Annotated in this window: 18 protein-coding genes; 5 read left to right on the forward strand and 13 right to left on the reverse strand. The window is 55.5% G+C overall.

Annotation, left to right across the window (positions count from 1 at the left end; translation table 11 throughout):
• Nucleotides 1-301 precede the first annotated feature (301 nt).
• From ACR0B8_RS08450 to ACR0B8_RS08460, 3 genes are read right to left on the reverse strand one after another with little or no spacing between them, the layout of a single operon-like run.
• Nucleotides 302-1,786 (reverse strand): SpoVR family protein, encoded by a 1,485-nt coding sequence (locus ACR0B8_RS08450; RefSeq protein WP_170359452.1) that lies wholly within the window; start codon nt 1,784-1,786, stop codon nt 302-304.
• Nucleotides 1,779-3,101 carry a YeaH/YhbH family protein gene (locus ACR0B8_RS08455; RefSeq protein ID WP_170350197.1) on the reverse strand — a complete coding sequence of 441 codons (1,323 nt, stop codon included), beginning with the start codon at nt 3,099-3,101 and terminating at the stop codon, nt 1,779-1,781. The genes ACR0B8_RS08450 and ACR0B8_RS08455 overlap by 8 nt, the downstream gene beginning before the upstream one ends.
• A gap of 15 nt (nt 3,102-3,116) precedes the next feature.
• Nucleotides 3,117-5,051, reverse strand: coding sequence for a PrkA family serine protein kinase (locus ACR0B8_RS08460; protein ID WP_170359454.1), 1,935 nt, complete (start codon nt 5,049-5,051; stop codon nt 3,117-3,119).
• Between the two features lie 1,112 nt (nt 5,052-6,163).
• On the opposite strand from ACR0B8_RS08460, the gene ACR0B8_RS08465 reads away from it, so the two are divergent.
• Entirely contained in the window at nt 6,164-7,012 is an 849-nt protein-coding gene (locus ACR0B8_RS08465) for a GlxA family transcriptional regulator (protein WP_226688868.1), read from the forward strand.
• On the opposite strand, the gene ACR0B8_RS08470 is transcribed toward ACR0B8_RS08465, so the two are convergent.
• From ACR0B8_RS08470 to ACR0B8_RS08515, 10 genes are all read right to left on the reverse strand, one after another.
• Entirely contained in the window at nt 6,990-7,922 is a 933-nt protein-coding gene (locus ACR0B8_RS08470) for a 3-hydroxyacyl-CoA dehydrogenase NAD-binding domain-containing protein (RefSeq protein WP_170359458.1), read from the reverse strand. The genes ACR0B8_RS08465 and ACR0B8_RS08470 overlap by 23 nt on opposite strands.
• Nucleotides 7,922-8,656 (reverse strand): SDR family NAD(P)-dependent oxidoreductase, encoded by a 735-nt coding sequence (locus ACR0B8_RS08475; protein ID WP_170359460.1) that lies wholly within the window; start codon nt 8,654-8,656, stop codon nt 7,922-7,924. The genes ACR0B8_RS08470 and ACR0B8_RS08475 overlap by 1 nt, the downstream gene beginning before the upstream one ends.
• Nucleotides 8,656-10,074, reverse strand: a complete 1,419-nt coding sequence (locus ACR0B8_RS08480) for an aminobutyraldehyde dehydrogenase (RefSeq protein WP_170359463.1) — start codon at nt 10,072-10,074, stop codon at nt 8,656-8,658. Before ACR0B8_RS08480 ends, ACR0B8_RS08475 begins: the two co-directional genes overlap by 1 nt.
• Before the next feature lie 10 nt (nt 10,075-10,084).
• Entirely contained in the window at nt 10,085-11,017 is a 933-nt protein-coding gene (gene kce, locus ACR0B8_RS08485; RefSeq protein ID WP_170359465.1) for a 3,5-dioxohexanoate:acetyl-CoA acetone transferase, read from the reverse strand.
• Nucleotides 11,017-11,811, reverse strand: coding sequence for an SDR family NAD(P)-dependent oxidoreductase (locus tag ACR0B8_RS08490; RefSeq protein ID WP_170359467.1), 795 nt, complete (start codon nt 11,809-11,811; stop codon nt 11,017-11,019). Before ACR0B8_RS08490 ends, kce begins: the two co-directional genes overlap by 1 nt.
• Nucleotides 11,808-13,343: a choline-sulfatase gene (betC, locus tag ACR0B8_RS08495; RefSeq protein ID WP_170359469.1), complete on the reverse strand. Its 1,536-nt coding sequence runs from the start codon at nt 13,341-13,343 to the stop codon at nt 11,808-11,810. The genes ACR0B8_RS08490 and betC overlap by 4 nt, the downstream gene beginning before the upstream one ends.
• A complete protein-coding gene (locus tag ACR0B8_RS08500) occupies nt 13,340-14,461 on the reverse strand; it encodes an aromatic ring-hydroxylating oxygenase subunit alpha (RefSeq protein ID WP_480658406.1) in 1,122 nt (373 codons plus the stop codon). Before ACR0B8_RS08500 ends, betC begins: the two co-directional genes overlap by 4 nt.
• A gap of 443 nt (nt 14,462-14,904) precedes the next feature.
• Nucleotides 14,905-16,173, reverse strand: coding sequence for an O-antigen ligase domain-containing protein (locus ACR0B8_RS08505; RefSeq protein ID WP_480658445.1), 1,269 nt, complete (start codon nt 16,171-16,173; stop codon nt 14,905-14,907).
• Nucleotides 16,174-16,178: 5 nt separating this feature from the next.
• Nucleotides 16,179-17,660, reverse strand: coding sequence for a GumC family protein (locus tag ACR0B8_RS08510; RefSeq protein WP_226688871.1), 1,482 nt, complete (start codon nt 17,658-17,660; stop codon nt 16,179-16,181).
• A gap of 114 nt (nt 17,661-17,774) precedes the next feature.
• Nucleotides 17,775-18,389, reverse strand: coding sequence for a response regulator transcription factor (locus ACR0B8_RS08515; RefSeq protein WP_170350203.1), 615 nt, complete (start codon nt 18,387-18,389; stop codon nt 17,775-17,777).
• Between the two features lie 252 nt (nt 18,390-18,641).
• Here ACR0B8_RS08515 and ACR0B8_RS08520 point away from each other — a divergent pair, with 252 nt between their 5' ends.
• The 4 genes from ACR0B8_RS08520 to ACR0B8_RS08535 all read left to right on the forward strand — a co-directional run bounded on the left by ACR0B8_RS08520 (nt 18,642) and on the right by ACR0B8_RS08535 (nt 24,108).
• The gene (locus ACR0B8_RS08520) at nt 18,642-20,015 is read left to right on the forward strand and encodes a WecB/TagA/CpsF family glycosyltransferase (protein ID WP_480658404.1); all 1,374 of its coding nucleotides are present in this window, start codon (nt 18,642-18,644) and stop codon (nt 20,013-20,015) included.
• Between the two features lie 20 nt (nt 20,016-20,035).
• Nucleotides 20,036-20,917, forward strand: a complete 882-nt coding sequence (locus ACR0B8_RS08525; RefSeq protein WP_480658402.1) for a UTP--glucose-1-phosphate uridylyltransferase — start codon at nt 20,036-20,038, stop codon at nt 20,915-20,917.
• 101 nt (nt 20,918-21,018) lie between these two features.
• Nucleotides 21,019-21,525 (forward strand): putative pterin-binding protein, encoded by a 507-nt coding sequence (locus ACR0B8_RS08530; RefSeq protein WP_480658400.1) that lies wholly within the window; start codon nt 21,019-21,021, stop codon nt 21,523-21,525.
• Nucleotides 21,526-21,657: 132 nt separating this feature from the next.
• Nucleotides 21,658-24,108, forward strand: a complete 2,451-nt coding sequence (locus tag ACR0B8_RS08535) for an ATP-binding protein (RefSeq protein WP_226688971.1) — start codon at nt 21,658-21,660, stop codon at nt 24,106-24,108.

The raw sequence follows: 24,108 nt of genomic DNA on the forward strand, positions 1-24,108 counted from the left end.
GACGCGGTTTTGTTGCATTAACCTTCGGTACAACAGAAGCATCGCTGTCCCAAACGTGAAGATAACAATAACTCGGCGCAATCTTTCCATAGCGCGTCGATATCCGCGCGACATTATCTTGATCAAAATGCTTTGGTACTGTCGCTGTCCGCTGTCGTCCTAAGATTGGCGTGGGGCTTTGGGAAACAGGACTGCAGACGCACCATCTGCGCATGGCTCAGCCAGAGAAGATCAGATAGGTCACCGCTCATTCTTTGAACGATGAATCACGCCGCAAAGCGGATATCAATGGGTCCCGAACCTAGTTTTCAAACGCCACATCAAAACCCCAGATTTGCTGCAGATAGCCTAAAGTCGCTTCGGACGCCTTTTTGTTCAACGGCACACCATTGCGCACGGAGTGATTTAACCTGAGGTGACGATCGCCCATCAAATCTACGTCAACGATCTGAATATCGGGATCGTGTTCCGAAACGTCGAAACCGTGCGCCAAGGTGTCGCGCACTTGGTGATAACCGCGCTCGTCATGAATTGCGTCGACTGTGTAGAAAGGTTTCCCCTCGTCATCGGTCAGTGAAAACATGCGGAATCGGCGCATGACATTGGGGCTGAGGAACTGTTGCACGAAGCTCTCGTCCCGATAGTTGGCCCAGGCATCCTTTAATATATCGCGCCACGCGCCGCTTCCCGCTATGTCCGGAAACCATTCCCGGTCCTCCTCGGTCGGGTCGGTGCAGATGCGCTGGATATCCTGCATCATCGCGAAACCCAGCGCATAAGGGTTGATCCCCATCGCGTTCGGAGCGTCAAAGCCGGGCTGCGTCAGCACATTGGTATGACTGTGCAATATTTCCAGCATGGCGCCATCCGTCAGCAGACCGGCGCGGTGCAGCTCGTTGGTGATGTAATAGTGAACGAAGCAGGCGCACCCTTCATTCATCACTTTGGTTTGGCGCTGCGGATAGAAATACTGAGCTATGTTGCGAACGATACGCAAAACTTCACGTTGCCAAGACTCCAGAACCGGGCTGTGGCGTTCAACGAAAAAAAGCAGGTTTTCTTCTGGCAACCCCATTTCACGCTTGCGTTTCCGCGCCTCTTCATCGGTTTTCGATGACTGTGTGGGATGATCGAAGGCGTCCCACAAATAGTGTACCGCCCTTTCCTCCTCGATACGCCGCTCACGCTGTCTGGTTCTCTCATCCGCGAGCGATGAGTGGGGCGGGCGCCTATGCCGGAAAACGCTGGACGGCATGAGCGCGTGGGCGGCGTCCAGCAATTGCTCAACCTCGCGTTCCCCGTGCTGTTCTTCGCATTGGGCAATAAAGCCGCGCGCGTAGTCGAGGTAGTCGAGAATACCCTGTGCATCACTCCACTGACGAAACAGGTGATTGTTCTTGAAGAAATGATTGTGCCCAAAGGCCGCGTGGGCAATCACAAGGACCTGAAGCGCCATAGTGTTGTCTTCGAGGCAGTACGAAATACAGGGATCGGAATTGATGACGATCTCATAGGCAAGACCGTTTGCGCCCTTGCTGTAGGCTTTTTCTTCGTGAACGAAACGCTTCCCGAAGGACCAGTGCCTATACATGAGCGGCATCCCGGTCGACGAATAGGCATCCAGCATTTGCTGATACGAGATGATTTCTATCTGGTTGGGATAGACGTCAAGTTCGAGATCATCAATCGCCACAGATTCGATCGCGTCAAAGCTGCGCTGGATGGTCTCGAAATCCCATTCTGCGCCTTCAAACAGCGGCACCCTAACTTCGGTCCGATCAGCCATTGGAAACTCCGTTCGTCTTGCGCGCAAACAACTCGTGCAGAACAGGGTAGATGTCACTGGCGCGCGCGATCCGTTTCATGGCGAAGTTTGGCCAAGCCTCTGCGACCTGTCGGTACGAGCGCCACAGCTCCATACCATTGTCTTCGCTGTTCATCAGATTGGCTTCGGTCTCGTCGACGATCTCCGTATAGGCGAAATATTGGCACCACTTCATCAGTTCACTGTTCAGCAGGTCGGCGCACAGTTGCGAATCTCCGCTGAAATTTTCACCATCCGATGCCTGCGCGGCATAGATATTCCACAGTGCGGACGGATAGCGGGCTTCGATAATCTTTTTCATCTCGTTAAGCGCGCTGCTCACGACCGTCCCACCGGTTTGGCGGGAGTGAAAGAAGGTATCTTCATCGACTTCCGCAGCAATCTGCGTGTGGCGGATAAATACTAGTTCGATCTTGTCGTAGCGTTGCTTGAGAAAAAGATGCAGCAGGACGAAGAACTGCTTAGCAAGGCTCTTCTCCCGCTCTCCCATCGAGGCCGAAACGTCCATCAGGCAGAACATCACCGCATTAGCTGCCGGTTCGGGGCGCATCTCAAAATACTTGTAACGTACGTCCAGCGGATCAATGTAGGGAATGATCTTACGTCGCCGTAGCATCTTGTCGAGCTGCTCGCGCAGCAACTGCCTTTCCGCCTTTCGCGCCGCATCTGGTTTTTCCAACGCCTCCAATTCTTCAACCTGTTGCGTAAGAGCCTGTATCTCGGTGTTTGTCGGGCGCCGCATTGCGAGACGTCGCCCGAACGCATTGCGCATTGTTCGCGAAACACTGAGGTTGGCGGGCGTCCCAGCGGCAGTATATCCCATGCGGTGCGGTTTGGAGACGGCAACCTCTTTCAGACTGCGTTTTACCATGTCGGGCAGTTCGAGATCCTCGAAGAACATGGAAAGAAACTCGTCCCGCGACAGGACGAACATGAACTCGTCTTCGCCCTCTCCATCGGGTGCCCCCTCACGTCCACCTTGCCCATCCTGACCCGACGGGGGTTTCTTAAGCCGGTCACCTGCCTTGAACGTCTTGTTTCCGGTTAGAACCCGGTGTCTGGAACCACCTTTGCTGTCATGTTGAAAATGCGGCTCCCCGATCCCTTCTGACGATACCGAGATGTTTTCCTGCTGGTCGACATCAGCGATTTTCCGACGCCGGACACTTTCGTCAACCGCCTCTTTGACGGCAGATCGAACCCGACGCAGAAACCGCCTGCGGTTCCCAAGGTTCTTATCCTTGGGGTTTAGCCTTCGATCGATGAAATGGGCCATTTGAGCATAGACTCCTCATCCTGCCTTGTTGACCCGCATGTACCATTCAACCAGGCGCCTGACCTGACGGCGCGTGTAGCCGCGGCCGATCATGCGATCAATGAACTCGTTATGCTTGGCTTCGGTTTCCTTGTCCCGCTTAGCGCCAAAGCTGATGACAGGCAGAAGATCCTGAATTTGGCCGAACATGCGCTTTTCGATAACCCTTCTTAACTTTTCATATTTGCGCCAGTCAGGGTTACGACCGCGGTTGTTGGCCCGCGCGCGCAGCACGAATTTGACCACTTCGTTTCGGAAATCCTTGGGATTGGAAATTCCGGCCGGTTTTTCGATCTTTTCAAGCTCCTGTTCCAGAACGCCGCGATTGAGAATCTGGCCGGTATCCGGATCCTTGAAGTCCTGATCTTCGATCCATGCATCTGCAAAAGAGATGTACCTGTCAAAAAGGTTCTGACCAAAGTCAGAATAGGATTCCAGATAGGCTTTTTGGATCTCGTTGCCGATAAACTCCGCGTATCGCGGCGACAGATCGTCTTTCATGAAAGATAGATACCGGCTTTCAATCTCGTCGGGGAATTGCTCGCGTTTCACCGCCTGTTCAAGAACATAAAGCAGATGAACCGGGTCGGCGCCCACTTCCTCGGTGTCGTGATTGAAGGTCTCGGACAGCACTTTGAAGGCAAAGCGGGTCGATGTGCCCGTCATCCCCTCGTCCACCCCGGCCGCATCCCGATATTCCTGCACTGACCGCGCTTTGGGATCGGTATCCTTCAGTGTTTCACCATCATAGACGCGGAGCTTAGAAAATGTTGGCGAATTTTCATGCTCTTTTAGCCGAGTCAAAACACTGAACTGGCTCAGGATAGACAGCGTCTCGGGTGCGCAGGGAGATTCACCTAGGCTGCTTTCCTCAAGCAACTTCTCGTAAATCTGGGATTCATCCGAGGCACGTAGGCAATAGGGAACCTTGACCAAACTGATCCGATCCAGAAAGGCCTCGTTGTTCTTGTTGTTTTTGAACTGCTGCCATTCCGCTTCATTCGAATGCGCAACTATCACACCCTGGAAGGGGAAAGCACCGATATTCTCCGTACCAGCATAAGACCCCTCTTGCGTGGCGGTCAGCAACGGATGCAAGACCTTGATCGGCGCCTTGAACATCTCAACGAATTCCATCAACCCCTGCGTGGTGCGGTTCAGAGCACCGGAATAGGAATAGGCGTCTGGGTCGTTCTGGCTGAATTCCTCCAGCTTGCGAATATCGAGTTTTCCGACAAGCGAAGAGATGTCCTGGTTGTTTTCATCGCCCGGTTCAGTCTTCGCAACGCAAATCTGGCGCAGTTTCGACGGGTAGAGTTTGACAACCGAAAATCTGGAAATATCGCCGTCAAATTCCTGCAGGCGTTTGACAGCCCAGGGCGAAATCAATCCGTTCAACAACCGTTTGGGGATATTGTATTTGTTCTCTAGCATATCCCCCATCCGCGCACGGTCGAAAAGGCCAAGCGGCGACTCAAAGATTGGGCTAATCTGGTCATCCGCCTTCAGTACATAAATCGGCTGCCGCTCCATCAGGTTCTTAAGAATCTCGGCAAGCGTTGACTTGCCCCCACCGACTGGGCCCAACAGATAGAGGATTTGCTTGCGTTCCTCGAGACCCTGGCTGGCATGGCGGAAAAAGCCAACGATGCGCTCGATGGTTTCTTCGACGCCATATATGTCCTGGAAGGGCTTGTATCGCTTGATTGTTCGATTAAGAAATATGCGACTGAGCCGAGCATCCTGACTGGTATCAATAAGCTCGGGCTCGCCTATCGCGGCGATCATCCGCTCGGCTGCGGTAGCCCGCATAGTTGGGTCTTCACGACATTCCAGCAAATAGTCCTGCAATGTCATTTCGATGAGCTTTGTCCGCCCATACTCTTCTGCAAACTGCTCGAAAATCTCCATTTTAAAAGTTCCTCTAGGTTTCGTACTCCTTCGTCCCAGCGCGCTAAGTTCATCCTAGTCTACCACAAAACTGGTCCGTAATTATCTAATTTCTAATCACAATTTGTTTCCCGTTCGTTGCTCCTTTGAAATTAGTATTGTTTGACGCCTGCAATATCTTCCACTACGCGACCCTTTTTGCCGGCTTGGTCGCGCCAACGTTAGTGTGAGTAGAAACCTCTCGTGATCGGGCTGCGGAACATTTGCGGCCCAGTTTCGAGCGAACTCAAGTTCGACCTCTCGCGGGACGTCCCTAACGGCGGTGCGCGCGAGGCGGCGTCCCATCTTCACCATCCGATTTCCCAGGTTATTCGATCCGACACTAGGTTCTGGTTTTTGACGTGCCTCTGTGCATCGGCCTCCAGCCCCATGCATCCGGCATAGGGCCCACCCAGGGCGACGACATCGTTGACAGCGCTTGCCACTACGTTTGCTGGTGGCAGTCCATTATAGGTGGGGATACTTCGCAGGGGAAAACCTAAACACGGTCAATTCGCGATCCAACGTGTTGTCTGCGCGAGAACACTACCATATCGCTGGGTGACCAATAAGTATGGTGTCAATAGAACTGACGCCGGTTGGAAAGTGAAAAAGTTTAATGCGGATTACTCACCGACCGAGGTAATTCGAGTGCCGATTGCGTTGGACAATCAATGGCAGCTTTGTTCGCAAAGTAGACATTCAAGCAAGTTGCAACAAACGACCGCTATGCGGACAGAGCGGGCCTTCGTCAAATTTGCGCCAAGGTCTGCTTGTGGTGCTTCTAAACTACTGCAGGACTGCTTTCTGTCCCCGGCAAGCTGTTGGTTTTGGATCTCTAAGAGACACCAAACAAATGAAAGAAAAGAAATCGATTTGATATTTTTGGACCTTACTTTACAAAATCAGCCATGGCGAAATCAATTGATCAAACGTTAGGCATCGTTGTTTTGGTGAGCCCGCATTTCAACGTTTCGGCAACGACATCTTTCATCGATCCTTTTAGAACTGCGAATTACCTGTCAGGATTAGTGCGGTTTTCCTGGACCTATGTTTCGGAGGTTGGTGGTCACATCGAATCCAGCAGCGGCCTGGTGGTTGATACTGCCCCTTTGGCAAACGTGGTCAGGGGCAAGCCTTGGCTCGTTCTCGTAAGTACAAGCTGGACGCCTGAACGCCACGGGACACGCCAGTTCAAGGCGGCTCTTCAAAAATGGGATGCAGGCGGTGCAATAGTTGGTGGGTTGGATACGGGTGCAATTGTGCTCGCGCAGGCTGGATTGCTAAAGGGCAAAACTGCGACGGTCCATTATGAGCACATCGATGCCTTCGCCGAAATTGCACCGGACACGACGGTATCTGAGAACATGTTTGTAACAGATGGCAAGATCTTCACATGTTGTGGAGGATCAGCGGCAACCGACCTTGGCTTGAGATTTGTCCATTCCGTAGCTGGCGAAAGCATCGCGAACGCCTCAGCGCGGTATCTGTTTCACCATGATGTGCGTGGGGAAGGTCAGTCACAAAACCCCAAGGATGTGGAACCGCTTGGGTATGTAACATCTGGCGTTGTCCGGGATGCGATCGACCTTATGGAAGCGCATTTGGAGACCACGTTGTCAATTCCCGCTATATCTCAACAGTTAGGCGTTTCGCAGCGGCAACTGGGCCGATTGTTCCGGCAGTATGTCCAAAAGTCACCCGTTGAATACTACCGAGATATCCGCCTTGATCGAGCGCGTGGCCTCGTCACGCAAACCGAGCTGAAATTCAGCGAGATTGCAGAGGCGTCGGGGTTCAACGGTCAAGTGCATTTCAGCCGCGCTTACCGCAACCGGTTCGGCCTGACGCCCACTGCTGATCGCATTGAAGGTCGTGTGCCGTTCGAGTTTCGCGCCTGGCCAATGTTCAAGCCTGACATCAGGTCCGAAGGTGTCTCGTAGCCTTCTGCATAGCTGTGAGCATCTCATCACGCTGCGCTGAGAGTTCCTCGGTGCTTTGCCCGTGTGCATGCGCTGTCATTTCATCGACCAGTTTTCTGATCACATCATCGTCTAAGCGTGGATCACCCAGATCGTCCCACCAGCTGTTGAACGTGTCTTTGAAGTGGTCACAAAAAGCCTGCAAACCGCCTGCGCCCGCGCCCAAGTGAAAAAGAGTGGTTGGCCCCATTGCGGCCCAACGCAATCCCGGTCCGGCCCACATCGCTTTGTCTATGTCTTTGACGCTGGCAACACCTTCAACGGCCATATGAACGGCCTCTCGCCAAACTGCGGCCTGCAACCGGTTGGCTACATGCCCCGGCATGCCTTTCTTGATGCGGATCGTGACTTTCCCGATGTCATTGTAGAACGCTTCTGTGCGGTCCAGAATGTCTGATCCGGTGGCCTTATTCGCTGTCAGTTCCACCAGCGGGATCAGATGCGGCGGGTTGAAGGGGTGGCCAAGAATAAGCGGCGCGGGATCGCGCCACCCTTCTTGGAGCGCTTCGAGCGTCAGACCCGATGTCGAGCTGGAGACAATTGCGTCAGCAGCCAGCGCGGGCTCAATTTCCGCATAGATTGCATGCTTGATGGGCAACCGCTCAGGCGCGTTTTCCTGAACGAATTGCGCCTCTGTGACGGCCGCGGCAGCGGTCGCCACAAAGGTGATGGCGTCAGGTGTCGCGCGCTCAGTTAGGCCTAGGTCTTCCAGCGCAGGCCATGCGTTTTCAACGTAGGAACGCACGGCGTTCTCAGCGTTTTCGTCAGGATCAAAGACAGTTACGTTCCGGCCCGAGGCGAGGAACAATGCGGCCCAGCTTGCCCCGATCACGCCGGCTCCAAGAATGGCGGTTCTTTCAATCTGAGACATCAGAACAACCCCGGATTAAGAGGAGAGGCCGCTGTCATGCCACCGTCAACAGTAAACAATTGGCCCGTTGCAAACGATGCATCGTCAGAGGCCAACCACAAAGCCATTGCTGCTATGTCAGCAGGTTTGCCAAAGCGTTTGACCGCGTGCCGTGCCAATGCGTCGGTCTTCGCTTTCTGAGGGTCTTGGGCAAGCTCAAACCCTGCATCTAGCATGCCGGTTTCAATCCAGCCCGGACAGATCGCATTGCAGCGAATTGCCGGTCCGTGATCCACCGCGATGGACCTGGTGAGCCCGTGCACAAAAGACTTTGACGCATTATAGAGTGCCATCGACGGGTCCGCGACATTGCCCGAGATCGACCCGATGTTGATAATGGAGCCACCCTCCTGCATTTGCGGAATGAGTGCCCGGCATACATTGAAAACGCCCTTTGCATTCGCTCCCATAACCAAATCCCAATCGGCATCAGTGCTGTCCACAACAGTCTTTTCAACCTGGACGCCGGCGTTGTTTACGATGACGTCCAATACACCCAGCTCTTGCGCAGCTTCGCCAACGGCGACGGCATCTGACACATCCAAAGATATCCAATCAGTACTCAAACCATCCGGCTTTGGTCCCCGACCACAGGTGATAACGTCCGCACTCTCGGCCATGAAGGCCTCTACGATAGCGCGCCCAATGCCCTGCCTGCCGCCTGTAACGAAAGCGCGTTTGCCAGCCAACCGCATCAGTGCGCGACCATCACATGGCGCACGGCGGTATAAGCGTCCAAGGCGTAGACCGACATATCACAACCAGTGCCAGAGCTCTTCATCGCGGCCCAAGGCATTTCAGGCGTGGCAACACCATGCGTGTTCACCCACGTAAAGCCATAGCGCAACTTCGAAGACATCCGCATCGAGCGACCGGTATTGTTGGTCCAGACGGATGAGGCCAAACCAAACGGGCCTGCATTTGCCACCTTGAGCGCCTCTTCTTCGTCGCCAAACCGCGAGATGGTCACGACAGGACCGAAGATCTCGTTGCAGAATACCTCGGCATCATGCGCCACATTTATCAGCACGGTGGGTTCATAAAAGAAACCTGGTCCGTCGATCATGTTGCCTCCAAATACAACGTCGCAGTTATCGCGCGCTCGGTCGACAAACCCCGCTACAACGTTGCGTTGCGCGGCCGAGATGATCGGCCCCATTTCGGTGCCTTCGGCCTTTTGAGCCCCAACTTTGATCTGGCTGACCTGATCAACAACGGCGGCGACGACCTTGTCATAGACCTCATCAGCGACAAGCAAACGGCAGGGCTGTGCACAGTCCTGACCGGCGTTGAAGAACGAACCATAGCGCACAGTTTCGGCAACCGCATCGATATCAGCATCGTCAAAAACAATGACCGGGGCTTTTCCGCCCAGTTCCAGATGCACATGGCGGATTTGACGAGAGGCTGCAGCCATCGCGGCAGAACCCGTCGCGTTGGAACCCGTGATCGAGATCGCCTCGGTCCGTGGATCGTTGATCATCTGCTCGCCAATCTCACGACCGGGGCCGTGCAGCACGTTTACCACCCCTTTGGGCGCAACACCTGCGATCAGCTCGGCGGCTTTCAGCGTGGAAAGCGGCGTCAGCTGCGAGGGCTTCAGCGTGACCGGGCAGCCAGCTGCCAATGGCGCTGCCAGTTTCCAGGCCGCCATCATCAGCGGATAGTTCCATGGCGCAATCGCGGCTACGGGGCCAACCGGATCTTTGCGGATCATGCTGGTATGACCGGCCACATATTCGCCCGCAGCAACGGCAGACATCGTGCGCGCCGCACCGGCAAAGAACTTGAATGTGTCCAGCGTCAACGGCATTTCGTCATCCAAAGCCGAGGGCCAGGGCTTACCGGCATCCAAGCTTTCCAGCTCTGCCAGTTCCTCGACATGCTCTTCCAAGACAGTTGCGATATTGGTCAAAAGCTCAGAACGTTCTGCAGGGCTGGTCTGGCCAAATGTCTCAAAGGCTTCGTGGGCCCCTGCGGCCGCAGCGCTTGCCTGTTCGGACGTCGCGGAATTGATCTTGCAAATCTCTTCGCCCGTGGCTGGGTTCACGACAAAGATCGGCGTGCCGCCCCCTTCAACCATTTCGCCATTGATTAACATCTTTGTCTGCATGTGGTCCTCTCTAAAACCCAACCCGATCGCCGCCTTTTAGTGCGAGGCGTTCGCGTGCTTCTGCCGGTGTCGCAACTGAAAGGCCCAGATTTTCGATGATTGTGCGAATGCGGCTCACTTGCTCGGCATTCGATGTGGCAAGCTCTCCCTTGCCGATAAAGAGACTGTCTTCGAGCCCGACACGCAGATTGCCACCGCGCATTGCGCTTTGTGTAGCGAAAGGCATTTGGTGCCGTCCTGCTGCCAGTACAGACCATTCATAGTTTTCAGCGCCAAAAAGTTTGTCCGCCGTATTGTGCATATGGGTCAGATGATCAGGGTCAGCGCCAACGCCTCCTAAAATGCCAAAGACCATCTGGATGAAGAACGGCGGTTTGATAAGCCCTTGATCCACGAACCATTTGACGTTGTAGAGATGGCCCAGATCATAGCATTCAAACTCAAACTTGGTGCCATGATCACCCCCCAGTTTCTCAATCGCATATCGAATGGTCTTGAACGTATTGGGAAAAATGAAGTCTTCCGTCATCTCAAGGAATGGACGTTCCCAATCGTGCTGAAATTCCGTGTATTTCTGAAGCATCGGGAAGATGCCAAAGTTCATGCTGCCCATATTGAGCGAGGCCATTTCCGGGCTCGTCGAAGTCGCGGCCAACAGACGTTCGTCCATCGACATGCCCAATCCGCCGCCGGTTGAGACATTCACCACCGCGTCAGTGGATTGTTTGATCACAGGCAGAAATTGCTGAAACAATTCAGGTCTGGGATCTGGCTTGCCGGTCTCGGGATGTCGCGCGTGCAGATGGATGATAGACGCGCCAGCCTCTGCCGCTTCAAAGCTTGCTGTTGCAATTTCGGCAGGTGTGATCGGCAGGTGGGGCGACATTGACGGCGTGTGAATGCCGCCCGTTGGCGCACAGGTGATGATGACTGACTTGGGCATTACAATTTCATCTGTTGCACTTGTGCAGACAGCCCCCCGTCCAAAACCCAAAGCTGACCAGAGGCATAGCGCGCCTCGTCGCTGGCCAGCCAATTGACCAGATTGGCAATGTCCGTTGGCGTTCCGTAGGTACGCATCGGGTGCACGTCCCGGACAGCTTTTTGAAGTGTTTCGATGTTGCCCCCCCCGCCGCCAGATCCGTCACCGTTGAAGAAACTCTGCAGCATCGGAGTATCAATATAGCCGGGGCAGATCGCATTGACGCGGATACCCTCAGGGCCATGGTCGCAGGCCATTGCACGGGTTAGCGCATGCACCGCCCCCTTGGTTGCACAATAAGCGGCAAGGCCGGGGTCAGCGATGAACCCATCGTAAGACCCAAAGTTGATCAAGCTAGCGCTGTTGCCAGATTTCGCGGCTTCGCGCATCAATGGAATGGCGTATTTTGAGGTTAGAAAAGTACCCGTGGAATTCACCGCAAAGCTTTGGTTCCATTCCTCCAGCGTGGTGTTTTCGACCGTCTTTTCAATCTCGATCCCTGCCGCGTTCACCAAGACGTCAAGCTTGCCATGAGCGTTGCGGACCTGATCCATCGCGGCGATTGCGTCCGCCTCCTTTGTTACGTCGAGCTTTACAAAGTGGCTGCCGTCATCGTCATGCCTGTCCAGTGACCCTTCGAGCGTCAGGTCTGCGGCGTAAACTGTCGCACCTTCTTTGACGAAACGCGCCACAATCGCACGTCCGATTCCACCCCTTGCCCCTGTAACGAGGGCAATTTTTCCATTCAGCATCATTGGTCTTGGTCCTTCAAAGGGGGATAACGGTAACGCTTGGCCGCAATGGTCCAATCCATATCGTTACGCACATATTGCTTGCTCGCGTCGGATGGTGGGTTGTAGTCCCAAGGCACACTTGCGCCTGCTTCCATCGCGGCATGCAGCGCGCGCCGGGATTTTTGGGTTGCAATGATCTTTGTACGCAATGCCTTGCCATCCCACCGCGCGGCAACTTCATCAGCAAAGGCTTGAGCGGCCTCATTGTAACTGAGGTCGGAGGCCAGATTTCTTGTCTCCAACGGATCAACGCTCAGATCATACAGCTGTGGTGGATCGCTATCGCAGTGGATGTATTTCAATGAACCACGCCGGATCATGATGACGGGAAAGCCCGTCATTTCAGCGCAATACTCGCCGATTGCCTCATCAACGGGGTCGTCCTCGCCCCGCGCCAAGGGCATAAGGCTTCGGCCATCTATAGGTTCGCCGATCATGCTTTCACTACCGCCAGCGATCTCAATAAACGTTGGCAACATATCCACGAGCGACACAGCGTTTCGCGCTGTCCCAACCGCCACGCCAGGTCCCGCCATGACCAACGGCACGCGGGCCGAATGTTCAAAGAAATTCATCTTGTACCACAGCCCACGTTCGCCCAGCATGTCGCCGTGATCTGCCGTGACGATCACGATTGTATTGTCCAGCTCTTCAATCTCTTCGAGCGTTTGAACCAGTTCGCCGATCTTGCTGTCAAAGTAGCTGACATTCGCCAGATATGCGCGGCGCGCGCGGCGCACCTCTTCCTCTGTCAGCGGCACATAGGACGCTTCGATCCCATCCATCAGGCGGCGCGAGAACGGGTCCTGATCATCCAAAGCAGGCGTAAAGGCCGGCATGTCGATGTCGTCGTCTGAATAGAGGTTCCACCATTCGGGGCGGGCGACATATGGATCATGCGGATGAATGAAGCTGGCAACCATCGCAAAGGGCGCATCATGCCCTAGCGCTTTGTCACGTGCCGCATCGAAAAGCCACCGTTTGGCGGCAAAGCCAACCTCATCATCGTAATCAATCTGGAACGTCGCATGCGCCAGACCGCTTTCCTTGACGGTCTGCATGTTATGATACCACTTATCGATCCGCTCATCGGGGGCTTCCCAGTCGGGCGTCCATGCAAAGTCCGACGGGTAAATATCGGTCGTCACGCGGTCTTCGAACCCGTGCATCTGATCAGGGCCGACAAAGTGCATCTTACCTGACAGGCACGTGCGATAGCCCAGCGACTTTAGGTAATGCGCGAAGGTAGGAACAGACGCCTTGAATTCTGATGCATTGTCATAGGCCGCGATACGGGAGATGTGTTGGCCCGACATAAAGGCGAACCGCGACGGCGCGCAAAGCGGCGAATTACAATAGGCCGCATCAAAGCGCATCCCGCGCGCCGCTAGCGCATCAAGATGCGGGGTCTTGGCAACGCTATGCCCGTAAGCCCCCGTGAAATGTGGGGCCAATTGATCCGCCATGATCACAAGGATATTTGCCCGCGTCACGTTGCACCCTTGGCGTAGGCATCCAGAACCAGCCCATGAAAGTGATGCACCGCATGCTCAGATTTGCCCGACCCATCCGGGTCATTGACGATCCTGCCTTGGGTGAAAGCAGGTGTGCTCATACCGCGCTGCACAGATTCGACAAGACTGATGTCTTCAACCTGCAGCACCTCATCCAAATAGCGAATGGCATCCAGCTCCATCGCGTCGGGCTCAGGCGTTTCGAGGAAAAAGTCATAGGTCTCCAACGTCCGGTCCGGCCCGACAGGGATGATGTTGAGCACGATCATGCTGGACCGACCCGGATACCGCATCAGGCAAGTTGTCGGATAAAGCCACCAAACCGCATGGGTTTTGACCGTAGCGTTCGACACGTCATATGCGGCATTGGGGCTGTTTCCCGCATCGGCCATGTGACTGGAATAAATGCCATAGGTTGTGACCTTGTAAGTATCCATGTCAACAAGATCACAGAAATCCTTATGCGCCGTCGGGCAGTGATAACACTCAAGAAAGTTATCAACGACGTTCTTCCAGTTTGATTTGATGTCATAGGTCAATCGGTGCCCGAAGGTCAGTTGATCCACGTCCGGTGCCCAGTGGCGCACTTCAGTTTCCAGATTGCCTGACTGCTGCGCCAAAGAGGGTGCCTTTGGGTCCAGATTGACGAATACAAATCCGCAAAACTCTTCGACTTGCACCGCGTCGAGGCAAATCTCATCCGTGCGAAAACCTTCAAGGTTCTCGGTGTGGGGCGCGCGGGCCAACTGCCCGTCCAACTTGTAAACCCAAGCATGGTAAGGGCACATGATCCGAGTTGTGTTTCCTTCGCCAGAAAGCAGTTCGTGGGCGCGGTGCTTGCAGACGTTGTAGAAAGCGCGCAACGTGCCCTCCTTGTCGCGCACAACGGCAATAGGCTTCCCTGCAATCTCGATTGTAACGTAGGACCCTGGCTCGCGGGTTTTTTCCACATGACAGACCCACTGCCAGGTCTTGGAGATGATGGCCTTGAGATCAGCGTCAAACCACTTTTCTTCCGTGTAGGCCTCCGCTCGCAGTGAACTGGAACGCGATGGATCGGGGTCATAGCCAAGAGAAATCGTATCAGAATCTGTCATGTGGTTCCTCCAAGGTTGGCATAGAGTATTCCATTTACAAATCTGAGATATGCATAATTGGTCAGAATTTTGATGTTTTTAGATTGAGCCGGACCGCCGAAATCATAGTCAAGATATTGGTTGCATATGCGGATCCAGATTTCACTGGTGACTACGTAGCGGTCATTTGTTCAAAGCGCAGCATTGGTGAGTATGTGCTCGGAGCGGACCTTCGCTGCAACTTAAATGGGTGTCTGCTCTGCGGACAAACCTGCCTTCCAGTGTATTAGGTGAACGTCCGCTTTCCGCGCTTTGCGGCAGCCGTTAAAAAACCAACAGGGCGGATACCCGATGTGAAAGTACTCACTTTACATGGTCAATATGTCCCTAGCAGCAGTGAAGGACCCGACCCAATAGAGTGACCGCTGACACTACGCTGGCGTCGCAACAATCCTAGCGGCACATCAGCTTCCCAGACGCAATGATTTGACCTCACGCAAATGCAATCCGAGCATCAGTAGAGTCGGCCAGAGGAGATAGGTTTGGATTTCAACGTTCTCTCCAAAGGTCAGCAGGAGAACTGTGAGCAACAGTCCGAGCGGCAGCCTCCCGCGTTCCGACTTTATGGCGTCCAGGGTGACGATTGCTAAGTGAACGAGGAAAGGAACGAGAAACGCTGTAAATCCGGTCAGCCCTTTCACGAATAGCAACCCGTACCAGGTGTGATGGCTGCCTATCGGCATGTACTCAACAAGATGCGCTCCGGGTCTGACTGTGCCGTGCCCGAAAACCACCGCATCCGATTGCCAGCGCTCATACGCAATACGCTGCAGAGTTTCGCGTACGCGGGTACTGTCGGCGCGCGCGGATTTGAAGCTGTAAAGGGCTCGGTTGCCGAACTCAACAAAGACTGCGCCCCAAACGGCTACGGCGGTGGTGACTGCAGACAAAAGAATCCACCCCGAGCTGCGGGCGACAAGTGGCAAGAGGCTGGGTGACAGCGAGCAGATCACCAATCCAACCATGCCCATTCGGGACTTGGACATAAGGATCATCACAACTCCGGCAGCCAAGCCGATGACCTTCCAGCTGCGGTGCTTTTCTTCCAGGGCAAATAGGACCATGCAGACGCCCAACAAGGCCGCGAATGGCGACCAGGGCGCAAAGAACTGCCACCGCGGCGTGCCGCTGGCGGGGTCGATTGTATACAGGTAGACCGAGAAATATTCAGGTCCCGGGCCGCCCACTGCTTTAAGGGGAGATGTAAACAGAATATGCGGCAAACCGGCATAGGGGGCGGCAATGAGCAACGGCAGAAGGCACAAGGTCCAAAGGCCCACCACGCATTGCCCTCTGACCAAAACCTCGCGCCGTATTGGCAAAACCGCCCCTGCTAGGATAAACAACGGGATCAGCGCCCAACCCTTTGCCCATCCGATACTCGATTTGATCGTATTGGTGGTGCCGAGGTTCCAATCCGCGTGGCCTGCCCATAGTGAGACCAGCATCACCAGCATGCCAACGCTCCAGATCCAGACCAGAGCAGGTACAGGGCCCGTTGCACGCATATCCAAGCGGATCGCCGGGCCGAGATAAAGTGACACCGCGGCTATCGCAGCCAACATCCAACCTAGCACCGGACCGACAACATACAGCGCGCCAAGCCCGTAGAACGGCCATGTCCAGATCAGCGTACACCAGACGATCTTTTCGGCTGGCGTTTGAGGGGCCACACGCGTCAAACTGCGGCCTCTTTCTGGTCTTTTAGCAGTTTTGAGATCAGCGGGTTTCGGATCCATGCCAGAACCAAACCCATCAGCAGCATAAGGCTTGCAACGATCCCGGCGGCAATCGAGATCTTCTTGTTCGGCGAAGACGGGCGAGTCGGCAGAGACGGGTTCTCCAGCACTTGGATCAAGGGATAGGAGGCATAGACATCGGTTTTTTTCGACTCGGACCGAGCGATGGCAGAGGCGAACACGGCTTCTGCCACGGCGAAATCTCTCTGCCGGTCCTCCAATTCAGCGGCGATGGGGGCGAGGTTTGACAGGCGCAGGGTTTCCAGACGAACTTGTGCGCGCTGTGTCGCGACATGCTCTTCCAATCCGGCGCGCAAGGCATCTTCGCGCACCAACTCGCTGAGCAACTGCGCCCGTTGCCCTTCCGGCGCGCGATCCAGTCCACCGAGCTGCTCGACCTTAAGACCAGTCACCTGCGCCGCGCGTCTTAAAGCAACCGAACGCGCTCCTTCATAGTCGTTTTGGGCATTCACATAGATTGGGTGGCGCGATCCGTAGGTCGCGTCGGCTTGCGCCAGCTTTGCAGCCCCCACCGACACATCCTCAAGCAACGATAGGTACTGCGCATCAGCATAGAGTTTCAGCGTTGCCGCCGCTGCGTCAGAGGGCAGATTCAACGCGACTTGAAGCGCGGCGACACGTTCCGATTGGCGTGCCAGCTCGCTCTCCTGCTTTCGCAGTTCCTGCTTTGCACGGTCATTAGCGGCGACCTGCTCTTGGTATTGCGCGACCGATATCAGACCGCTTTGCGACTGCAGCTGTTTGATCTCGGCCCGCGTGGCCTGAATTGCGCGCGTGTAGTCCTCGATCGCGCCGGTATTGCTGGCCTCGCGAGTGGTAATTTCATCGGCGCGCAGGGCGTCAATCTCAGCGAAAAAGGCGGCCACCAAGGCGTCACCATATTGCTGAGCGTCTGCCGGAGAGGCCGCCTGAAGCTCGATATGGATCAGGCTGGTTTGATCGACCAGTTGCACCCGCGGCTTTCCAAACGCGTCCCGGTCAGCCTCTACCGCCTTGGCTGCCGCGTCGAGGATACGGTCGGCCGACAACAAACGTTTATACGTCTCGGTCGGGCTGATTGACCCGTTGGCAAAGGCGGAATTCGCGTATGAGGATGCCTGACCGATATTGGCCAGATTGACCGATGCCGAAGCGCCAGATCCTGGCAGGATCAATGATGCGTGAGAGGTGTATTTGACAGGCGCGGTCGCCAAATAACCGCTGATCGGGGCCCAGATGCAACTCGCCCCAAGAAGGTATAATGCCACGTAACGGGGCAGGCGGCCTACATCGCTAAGGCGCCCGCCCTTTACGAAGCGACGCCACCCGAGCGTTCTGAAATTGGATCGGGAAATGCGCACCCAATGCAGAAATTGCATGTCGCGCGTGGACTCAGAGGAGTTCGAAATCTGTTGCGGCATGGAAAAACCCTTTCTTACAAGGGTGATACACCGCATCTGATTGCTGATCATTCGCTCAGCAGGCTAGGGGCCGAGGGGATTGGGAGCGTCCCCTATCCCTTCGGATAGTGAGGCCTAGAACAACCCAGCCTCGCGCGCGGCCAGGGCGGCCTGCGTTCGATTGCTGACACCAACTTTACGGTACAAAGTCTTCATATGCAGTTTGATCGTCGGCTCTGACAGATCCAGATCACGAGCGATTTCCTTGTTGGATTTGCCCTCAGTCAGCCCTTTCAGAACTTGCCGCTCACGCTCTGTCAGTTTTTGAGCCATGGGGTGGGAGTCTTCCGGCTGCTCTGCGTTCATGAAACCCGCAGGAAGGTATTGTTCCCCCATCGCCATAAAGCGGATCGCGTTGACCAGAGATTTAGCCGGTAAAGTTTTTGGGACGAAACCGGCTGCACCAAGCTCTAGCGCGCGTTGCGCCAGATCACGCGAGGTGTCGCCGGTAAACAGGGCCACATGCTGGGCACCGTCCAAAGCGATGCAGGTTTCAAGTCCGGCCAACCCGTTCATGCCGGGCATGTTCAGGTCCAGAAGAACCAGATCAAAGGCTCCGTCGTTCTCAATCAAAGTTTTCGCGGCTGGGAAATCCGGCGCGGTCTCCACCTCGATCCCGCCTGCTGCATCTATGAAGGCAACGAGCGTGTCCAAAATAAGCTCGTGGTCGTCAGCAATAAGAACTTTCATTTCAAACCTCCGCCTGCCCCCAAACACACCCAAATGCGTTAATAAATCATTGAACCCATGGCATGAAGCCTTCCTGACGGACAGGTGAATATCCAATCGGATAGGTCAGCGGGCCGTTTTCACCACGCTATGTGCTGCGGGGTCGTTTGAATAGACCTATTCTCCGATCCCTCTCCGGATGCTCGCCTATCGGTTGCAGGGTCTCATTGGCAGTCTGAAGCCACAGATTGTCATTGTTGATCGGAGAGTTCTATGCAGTTCCTGTCAGTCCAAGATATGTATAAAGGCGCGCAGCCAACACCCATACCAACTCTGGAAAAGACTGAGATAATGGGTCTGCCAGTTGTGAACGCTCGATCCGGACAGGTGATCTCCAAACTGCTGGATGGGACACGCCGGACTGTGTTTTTCCTGAATGCACATTGCGCAAACATACGGGCCCGCAACCATACCTATCGAGCAGCATTGGCCCGGGCAGATATGATCCTACCTGATGGAATTGGTGTAGACGTCGCGGCAAAGTTGCAAGGCGTCCAGTTGACCGAGAACCTGAACGGCACGGATTTTGTGCCCAAACTGCTGAAACGCGCTGCGCGTTTTGGGCAGTCGGTCTACCTTTTGGGGGGAAGTCCCGGAACAGCTCAGGCGGCGGCGGCGCGGTTGCAGCACATGATCCCCGATTTGGCTGTGGCTGGTACGCGTGATGGCTACGCGGGGGCCGCGCGGGTTGATGAGGCGATTGACGATATCAACCAGTCTGGCGCAGACATCCTGTTGGTCGCGATGGGCGTCCCGCTGCAGGAGCTGTGGATTATGCAGAACCGCCACCGGCTGGCCCCTTGCGTCGCGCTGGGCGTGGGTGCTTTGTTTGACTTCCTGGCTGGCAACGTGCGCCGGGCACCGCGTAGTGTTCGGCGCGTCCGGATGGAGTGGGCATGGCGGTTGGCGATGGAGCCCCGCCGTATGGCCCGCAGATATCTATTGGGCAATTTCGAATTCCTCGGGCGTGCCGCGCACAATTCTGTTCCCAAGGTCTCAGCATGTCGCCTGCTGGACCTCACTTTGGCGGTGGTCGCGCTGTCTCTTCTGGCCCTGCCCATGGCCGCAATCGCCGCATTAGTGCGATTGGACAGTCGCGGCTCCGCCTTTTTTCGGCAGACACGTATCGGTCGAAACGGGGTGCCATTCAAGATGTACAAGTTTCGCTCAATGACCCAGGACGCCGAAGCACGACGTGCGGATTTGCTCACCCATTCGGATCGTGAGGGCGTGTGCTTCAAAGCCAAAAATGACCCACGCATCACTCGCGTTGGGAAGGTTCTGCGCCGGTTCTCGCTGGATGAATTGCCGCAAATCTTCAACGTGCTGAAAGGGGATATGTCGCTGGTCGGCCCGCGCCCGGCTTTGCCCGAAGAGGTTGCCGCCTATCCCGAACAAGCGCTGGAGCGTCTGCAGGTTCGTCCCGGCATCACCGGCCTCTGGCAGGTTTCGGGCCGCGCCGGCATCGGCTTTGACCACATGATCGAGCTGGATACAGCCTATGTCCGCTCCCGTTCGCCCCTTCTGAACCTCATCCTCATCGCAATGACCGCACGTGCCGTCGTGTCAGGTCGCGGCGCTTACTGATCAAAACTAGGAGCATTGAAATGACACGTATTCGCAAAGCTGTTTTTCCGGTCGCGGGTCTCGGCACAAGGTTTCTGCCCGCTACCAAATCGGTGACCAAGGAGATGTTGCCGCTGATTGACCGCCCCTTGATTCAATATGCGGTGGACGAGGCCCGCGCGGCCGGGATTGATGAGTTCATCTTCATCACCTCAACCGGCCAATCCGCGCTGGAGGCGTATTTTGGTCGCAACTCGGGACTGGAGCGTAAACTGAAGGATGGCGGCAAAACCACCCTGCTGAACCGTTTGCGCCGCACGAACCTTGAGGATGAGACATATAGCTTTATCCAACAAGACAGCCCGCGCGGTCTGGGCCATGCAATCTCTCTGGCACGTGACATTGTCGGTGATGAACCCTTTGCCGTGATCCTGCCTGATGATGTGATCTACGCGCAGCGCCCGGTTCTGGCGCAAATGGTCCAGAACTTTGAAGGCAGCCATATGATTGCAACCGAAGCCGTCCCATCCGACCGGATCAGCGCCTATGGCGTGGTCGATATCGAGCATAGGACAGGGCAGGTGCAACATCTGAAAGGGTTGGTCGAAAAGCCCACTGCCGATCAAGCTCCGTCGGAATTTGGCATTGTCGGGCGTTATCTGATGCAACCTTCGATTTTCGATCAGTTGGACGGATTGGCGCCCGGTGCGGGCAATGAAATCCAACTGACCGATGCGATCGCGGCCGATATCGAAGCGACCGGATGCCGCGGTTTCGCTTTTCAAGGAGAGCGCTTCGATTGTGGGTCGATCGCCGGGTTTCTTGAGGCAACCACCGTCTTTGCATTGGAACGTGCCGAGCTGCGTGACGGGTTCAAAACCATGTTGCGACAGCGCATGAATCTGCTGACTAGCGCCGCATGAGACCGAGGCACCTATCCGTTCGGATAGGTGCTTATCCTCATGCCCATCTGTCGCTACGGACCTCTTTCTGGTTTCTTAAGGTCACAAAAATGGAGACCGAGATGCGTCTGTTTTTTGCGATTCTCACAGCGGCGTTCACCATTTGCCTGACGCCTGCGCAAGCCGAAGACTTGGGAACTCCGAAAGGGGAAGTCGTCCTGACCGTATCGGGCAACGTCGCACAGACCGGCCCCGACGGGACGGCGCAGTTCGATATGGAAATGTTGCAGGCGCTACCGCAGCGCAGCTTTGAAACCTCGACGATCTGGACTGAAGGCGAGACCAGCTTTGTCGGCGTTTCCCTCTCTGTGTTGCTGGAACAGATCGGAGCAGAGGGTGCTACGATCCGGGCAATGGCGATCAACGACTACGCGGTTGAGATACCTGTGGGCTCAATATCGGCACAGGACCCGATTGTCGCCTATGAGATGGATGGCGCGGCGATGTCCCGGCGGCAGAAAGGTCCTCTATGGATCGTATATCCCTATGACACTGATACCAAGTACCAGACCGAGGTGATTTACTCTCGCAGCATTTGGCAACTCGACAGGTTGGAAATCGTTAAATAGCGTGGGGTTACAACACAGTATGAAGTGGGTGATACGGGCTAGACTTTGACAAGAAATTTCCAATACCACTCGCGGCGCCGGTGGGCTTTCGGGCTCCTCGGTATCGCCGTTTTGGGTGCCCTTGCTTTGGTCGTGTTGCTTTCCGTCAAGGTGATATCCGACCTGCGCGACCGGCAGTCAGCCCGAACAGATAACGTGCAATGGACGCTGACGCAGGTCGAGGTCGAGTTCCTGTTCTACCTCAACGCGCTTGAGGCGGGTGTATCGGACGCAGAGCCAAGCACAGAAAACTTGGACCTTGTCCGGCGCCGTTTCGATCTTTTTTACAGCCGAATCGATATTCTAGACACCTCGCGTCTGTTTGAAACGCTGCGAAGCGACCCGAAATTCGCTGAACCTCTGAACGACGTCTCCGCATATCTGGAGGTCTCGGTGCCTACAATCGATGCTGAGGATCCTGGGTTGAAGGCGGAGCTGCCGGTTCTCTATGACGGCGCGCAGGGGATCGCTCAAAAAGTGCGAGAGCTTTCGGTCTCGGCGATCTCGTACTTTGCAAGCCAGTCGGATCAGCGCCGTGAAGAAACCGCGCTCAGCCTGTTTCAACTGGCCGTTTTGTCCGGGGGATTGTTTCTGACGCTGACCGCGGTCAGCGCCTATCTCTTGGTGGTCAATCGCAAGGCAGATCGACGCGGTGGGGCAATCCAGCAGGCCAACCAGCGCATGAATACGATCCTTTCTACCTCATTGGATGCCGTGATCGTGGTGAACGCCGCCGGCGAAGTGCTGGAGTTCAACCCAGCTGCACAGGCGATTTTCGGGTATTCCGAAGATGAGGCCAAAGGGCATTCGATCGGCGACTTGATTGTGCCTGCGCATCTACGCGCGGCGCATGATGAAGGGATGGAGCGGATGCAGAGCGGGGGCGACCGCCACGTGGTTGGCAAGGGTCGCGTTCAGCTTGAGGCGTTGCGCAGGAATGGCGATGTTTTTCCCGTCGAACTCGCTTTGCAATCCGCTCAGGCCGGGGACGAGGAAATTGTTATCGGTTTTGTCCGCGATATCTCACAAAGCGTTGCGGATCAGAAAGAGCTTGTCTCGGCCCGCGACCGTGCCCTTGCCGGGGAAAAGGCCAAGTCGGATTTTCTGACTGTTATGAGTCATGAGATCAGAACCCCGTTGAACGGGTTGCTGGGCAACCTCACCCTTCTCAAGAATACCCGCAAGACCAAACAGCAGTCTCAGTTTGTCCGCAACATGGAGATCTCGGGCCAGGTTCTGCAAAATCATGTGGATGCGGTGCTGGATATTGCTCGGTTCGAGGCCGGCAAGCTGTCTGTCGCGCACGAGCCAACCGACCTGAACGCGATGCTGCAGGACCTTGTGGATGGTCAAAGCGGCAATGCGGCCTCGCGCGGCAATTCAATCTCGTGGCAATGGGTGGGCGGAGTCTATCCGCATGTCGCGACTGACGCGCAAAGGTTGCGGCAAATTCTGCTGAACCTTGTGGGTAATGCGATCAAGTTTACCGAAAATGGCCGTGTGTCGATCGAGGTCGAAAGATGTGAACCTTCCGGTCAGGGTAAGGCACATGTCTACGAAGTGCGTGTGATCGACAGCGGGGCTGGCATCGCCGAGGATGAGATCGACGCCATTTTTGATGACTTCTACACCAGCGATCCCTCTATCGGTCGCACGGTCGGAGGGACCGGGCTTGGCCTGGGAATTGCCCGCAGGTTCGCGCAGGCCATGGGTGGTGAGGTGGGGGCGGAAAGCACATTGGGCGAAGGAAGCGTTTTTTGGCTGCGGATACCGTTACAGCCGTCAGCGCGCGACCAACTGCTAGAAGCTGCTCAGATCAATACCGAGACCGCTCTCCCGCTTAACTTGTTGGTGGTCGAAGACAACGAGATCAACCTCGAGGTCATCTGCAACATGCTGGCGCTGGACGGTCACCGTGTAACTACGGCGGAGAACGGGCAGGTTGGCGTCGACAAGGCCAGCAGTCAGAGGTTCGACGCGATCCTGATGGATATCAGCATGCCAGTGATGGATGGGCCAACCGCTGCGCGCCATATTCGCGGCGGTCGGGGGCAGTCGACCGATGTGCCGATTATCGCTGTGTCGGCCAATGTCCTGCCAGATGCGGTTGAGACCTTTCGCGCCGCCGGTATGACGGCTTTCATTGGCAAACCGATCTCGCTGAATGCCCTGCGCAGGGCGCTTTCGGTGGTCATGCGCACCGACGGGCAGATTTCGGAACATGCGCAGCCAGATCCGTTAGCGGAGTTGAAAGGCAGCCTCGGCCCTGAAGTCTTTGCCCGCCTGCATGCCAAGTTCATTGCCGAAGGGGATGAATTGGTTGAACAGCTAGAAACCGGGGCATTTGACCAGACAGATTTAAATCAAATCGCTCAGGCCTGTCACAAACTGGCTGGGAGTGCAGCAACCTTTGGCGTGGAAGAGTTTCGAGAGGCGTTAGTTGCGGTAGAGACTGCAGCCAAAGAACACAAAGACATCACTAACAAACTCGCTGCAGTCTCCACTGCTTGGGAGCGGGCGAAATCATCGCCCGCTAGGGATTGA

It is taken from the genome of Ruegeria sp. BH6, from assembly GCF_056538105.1.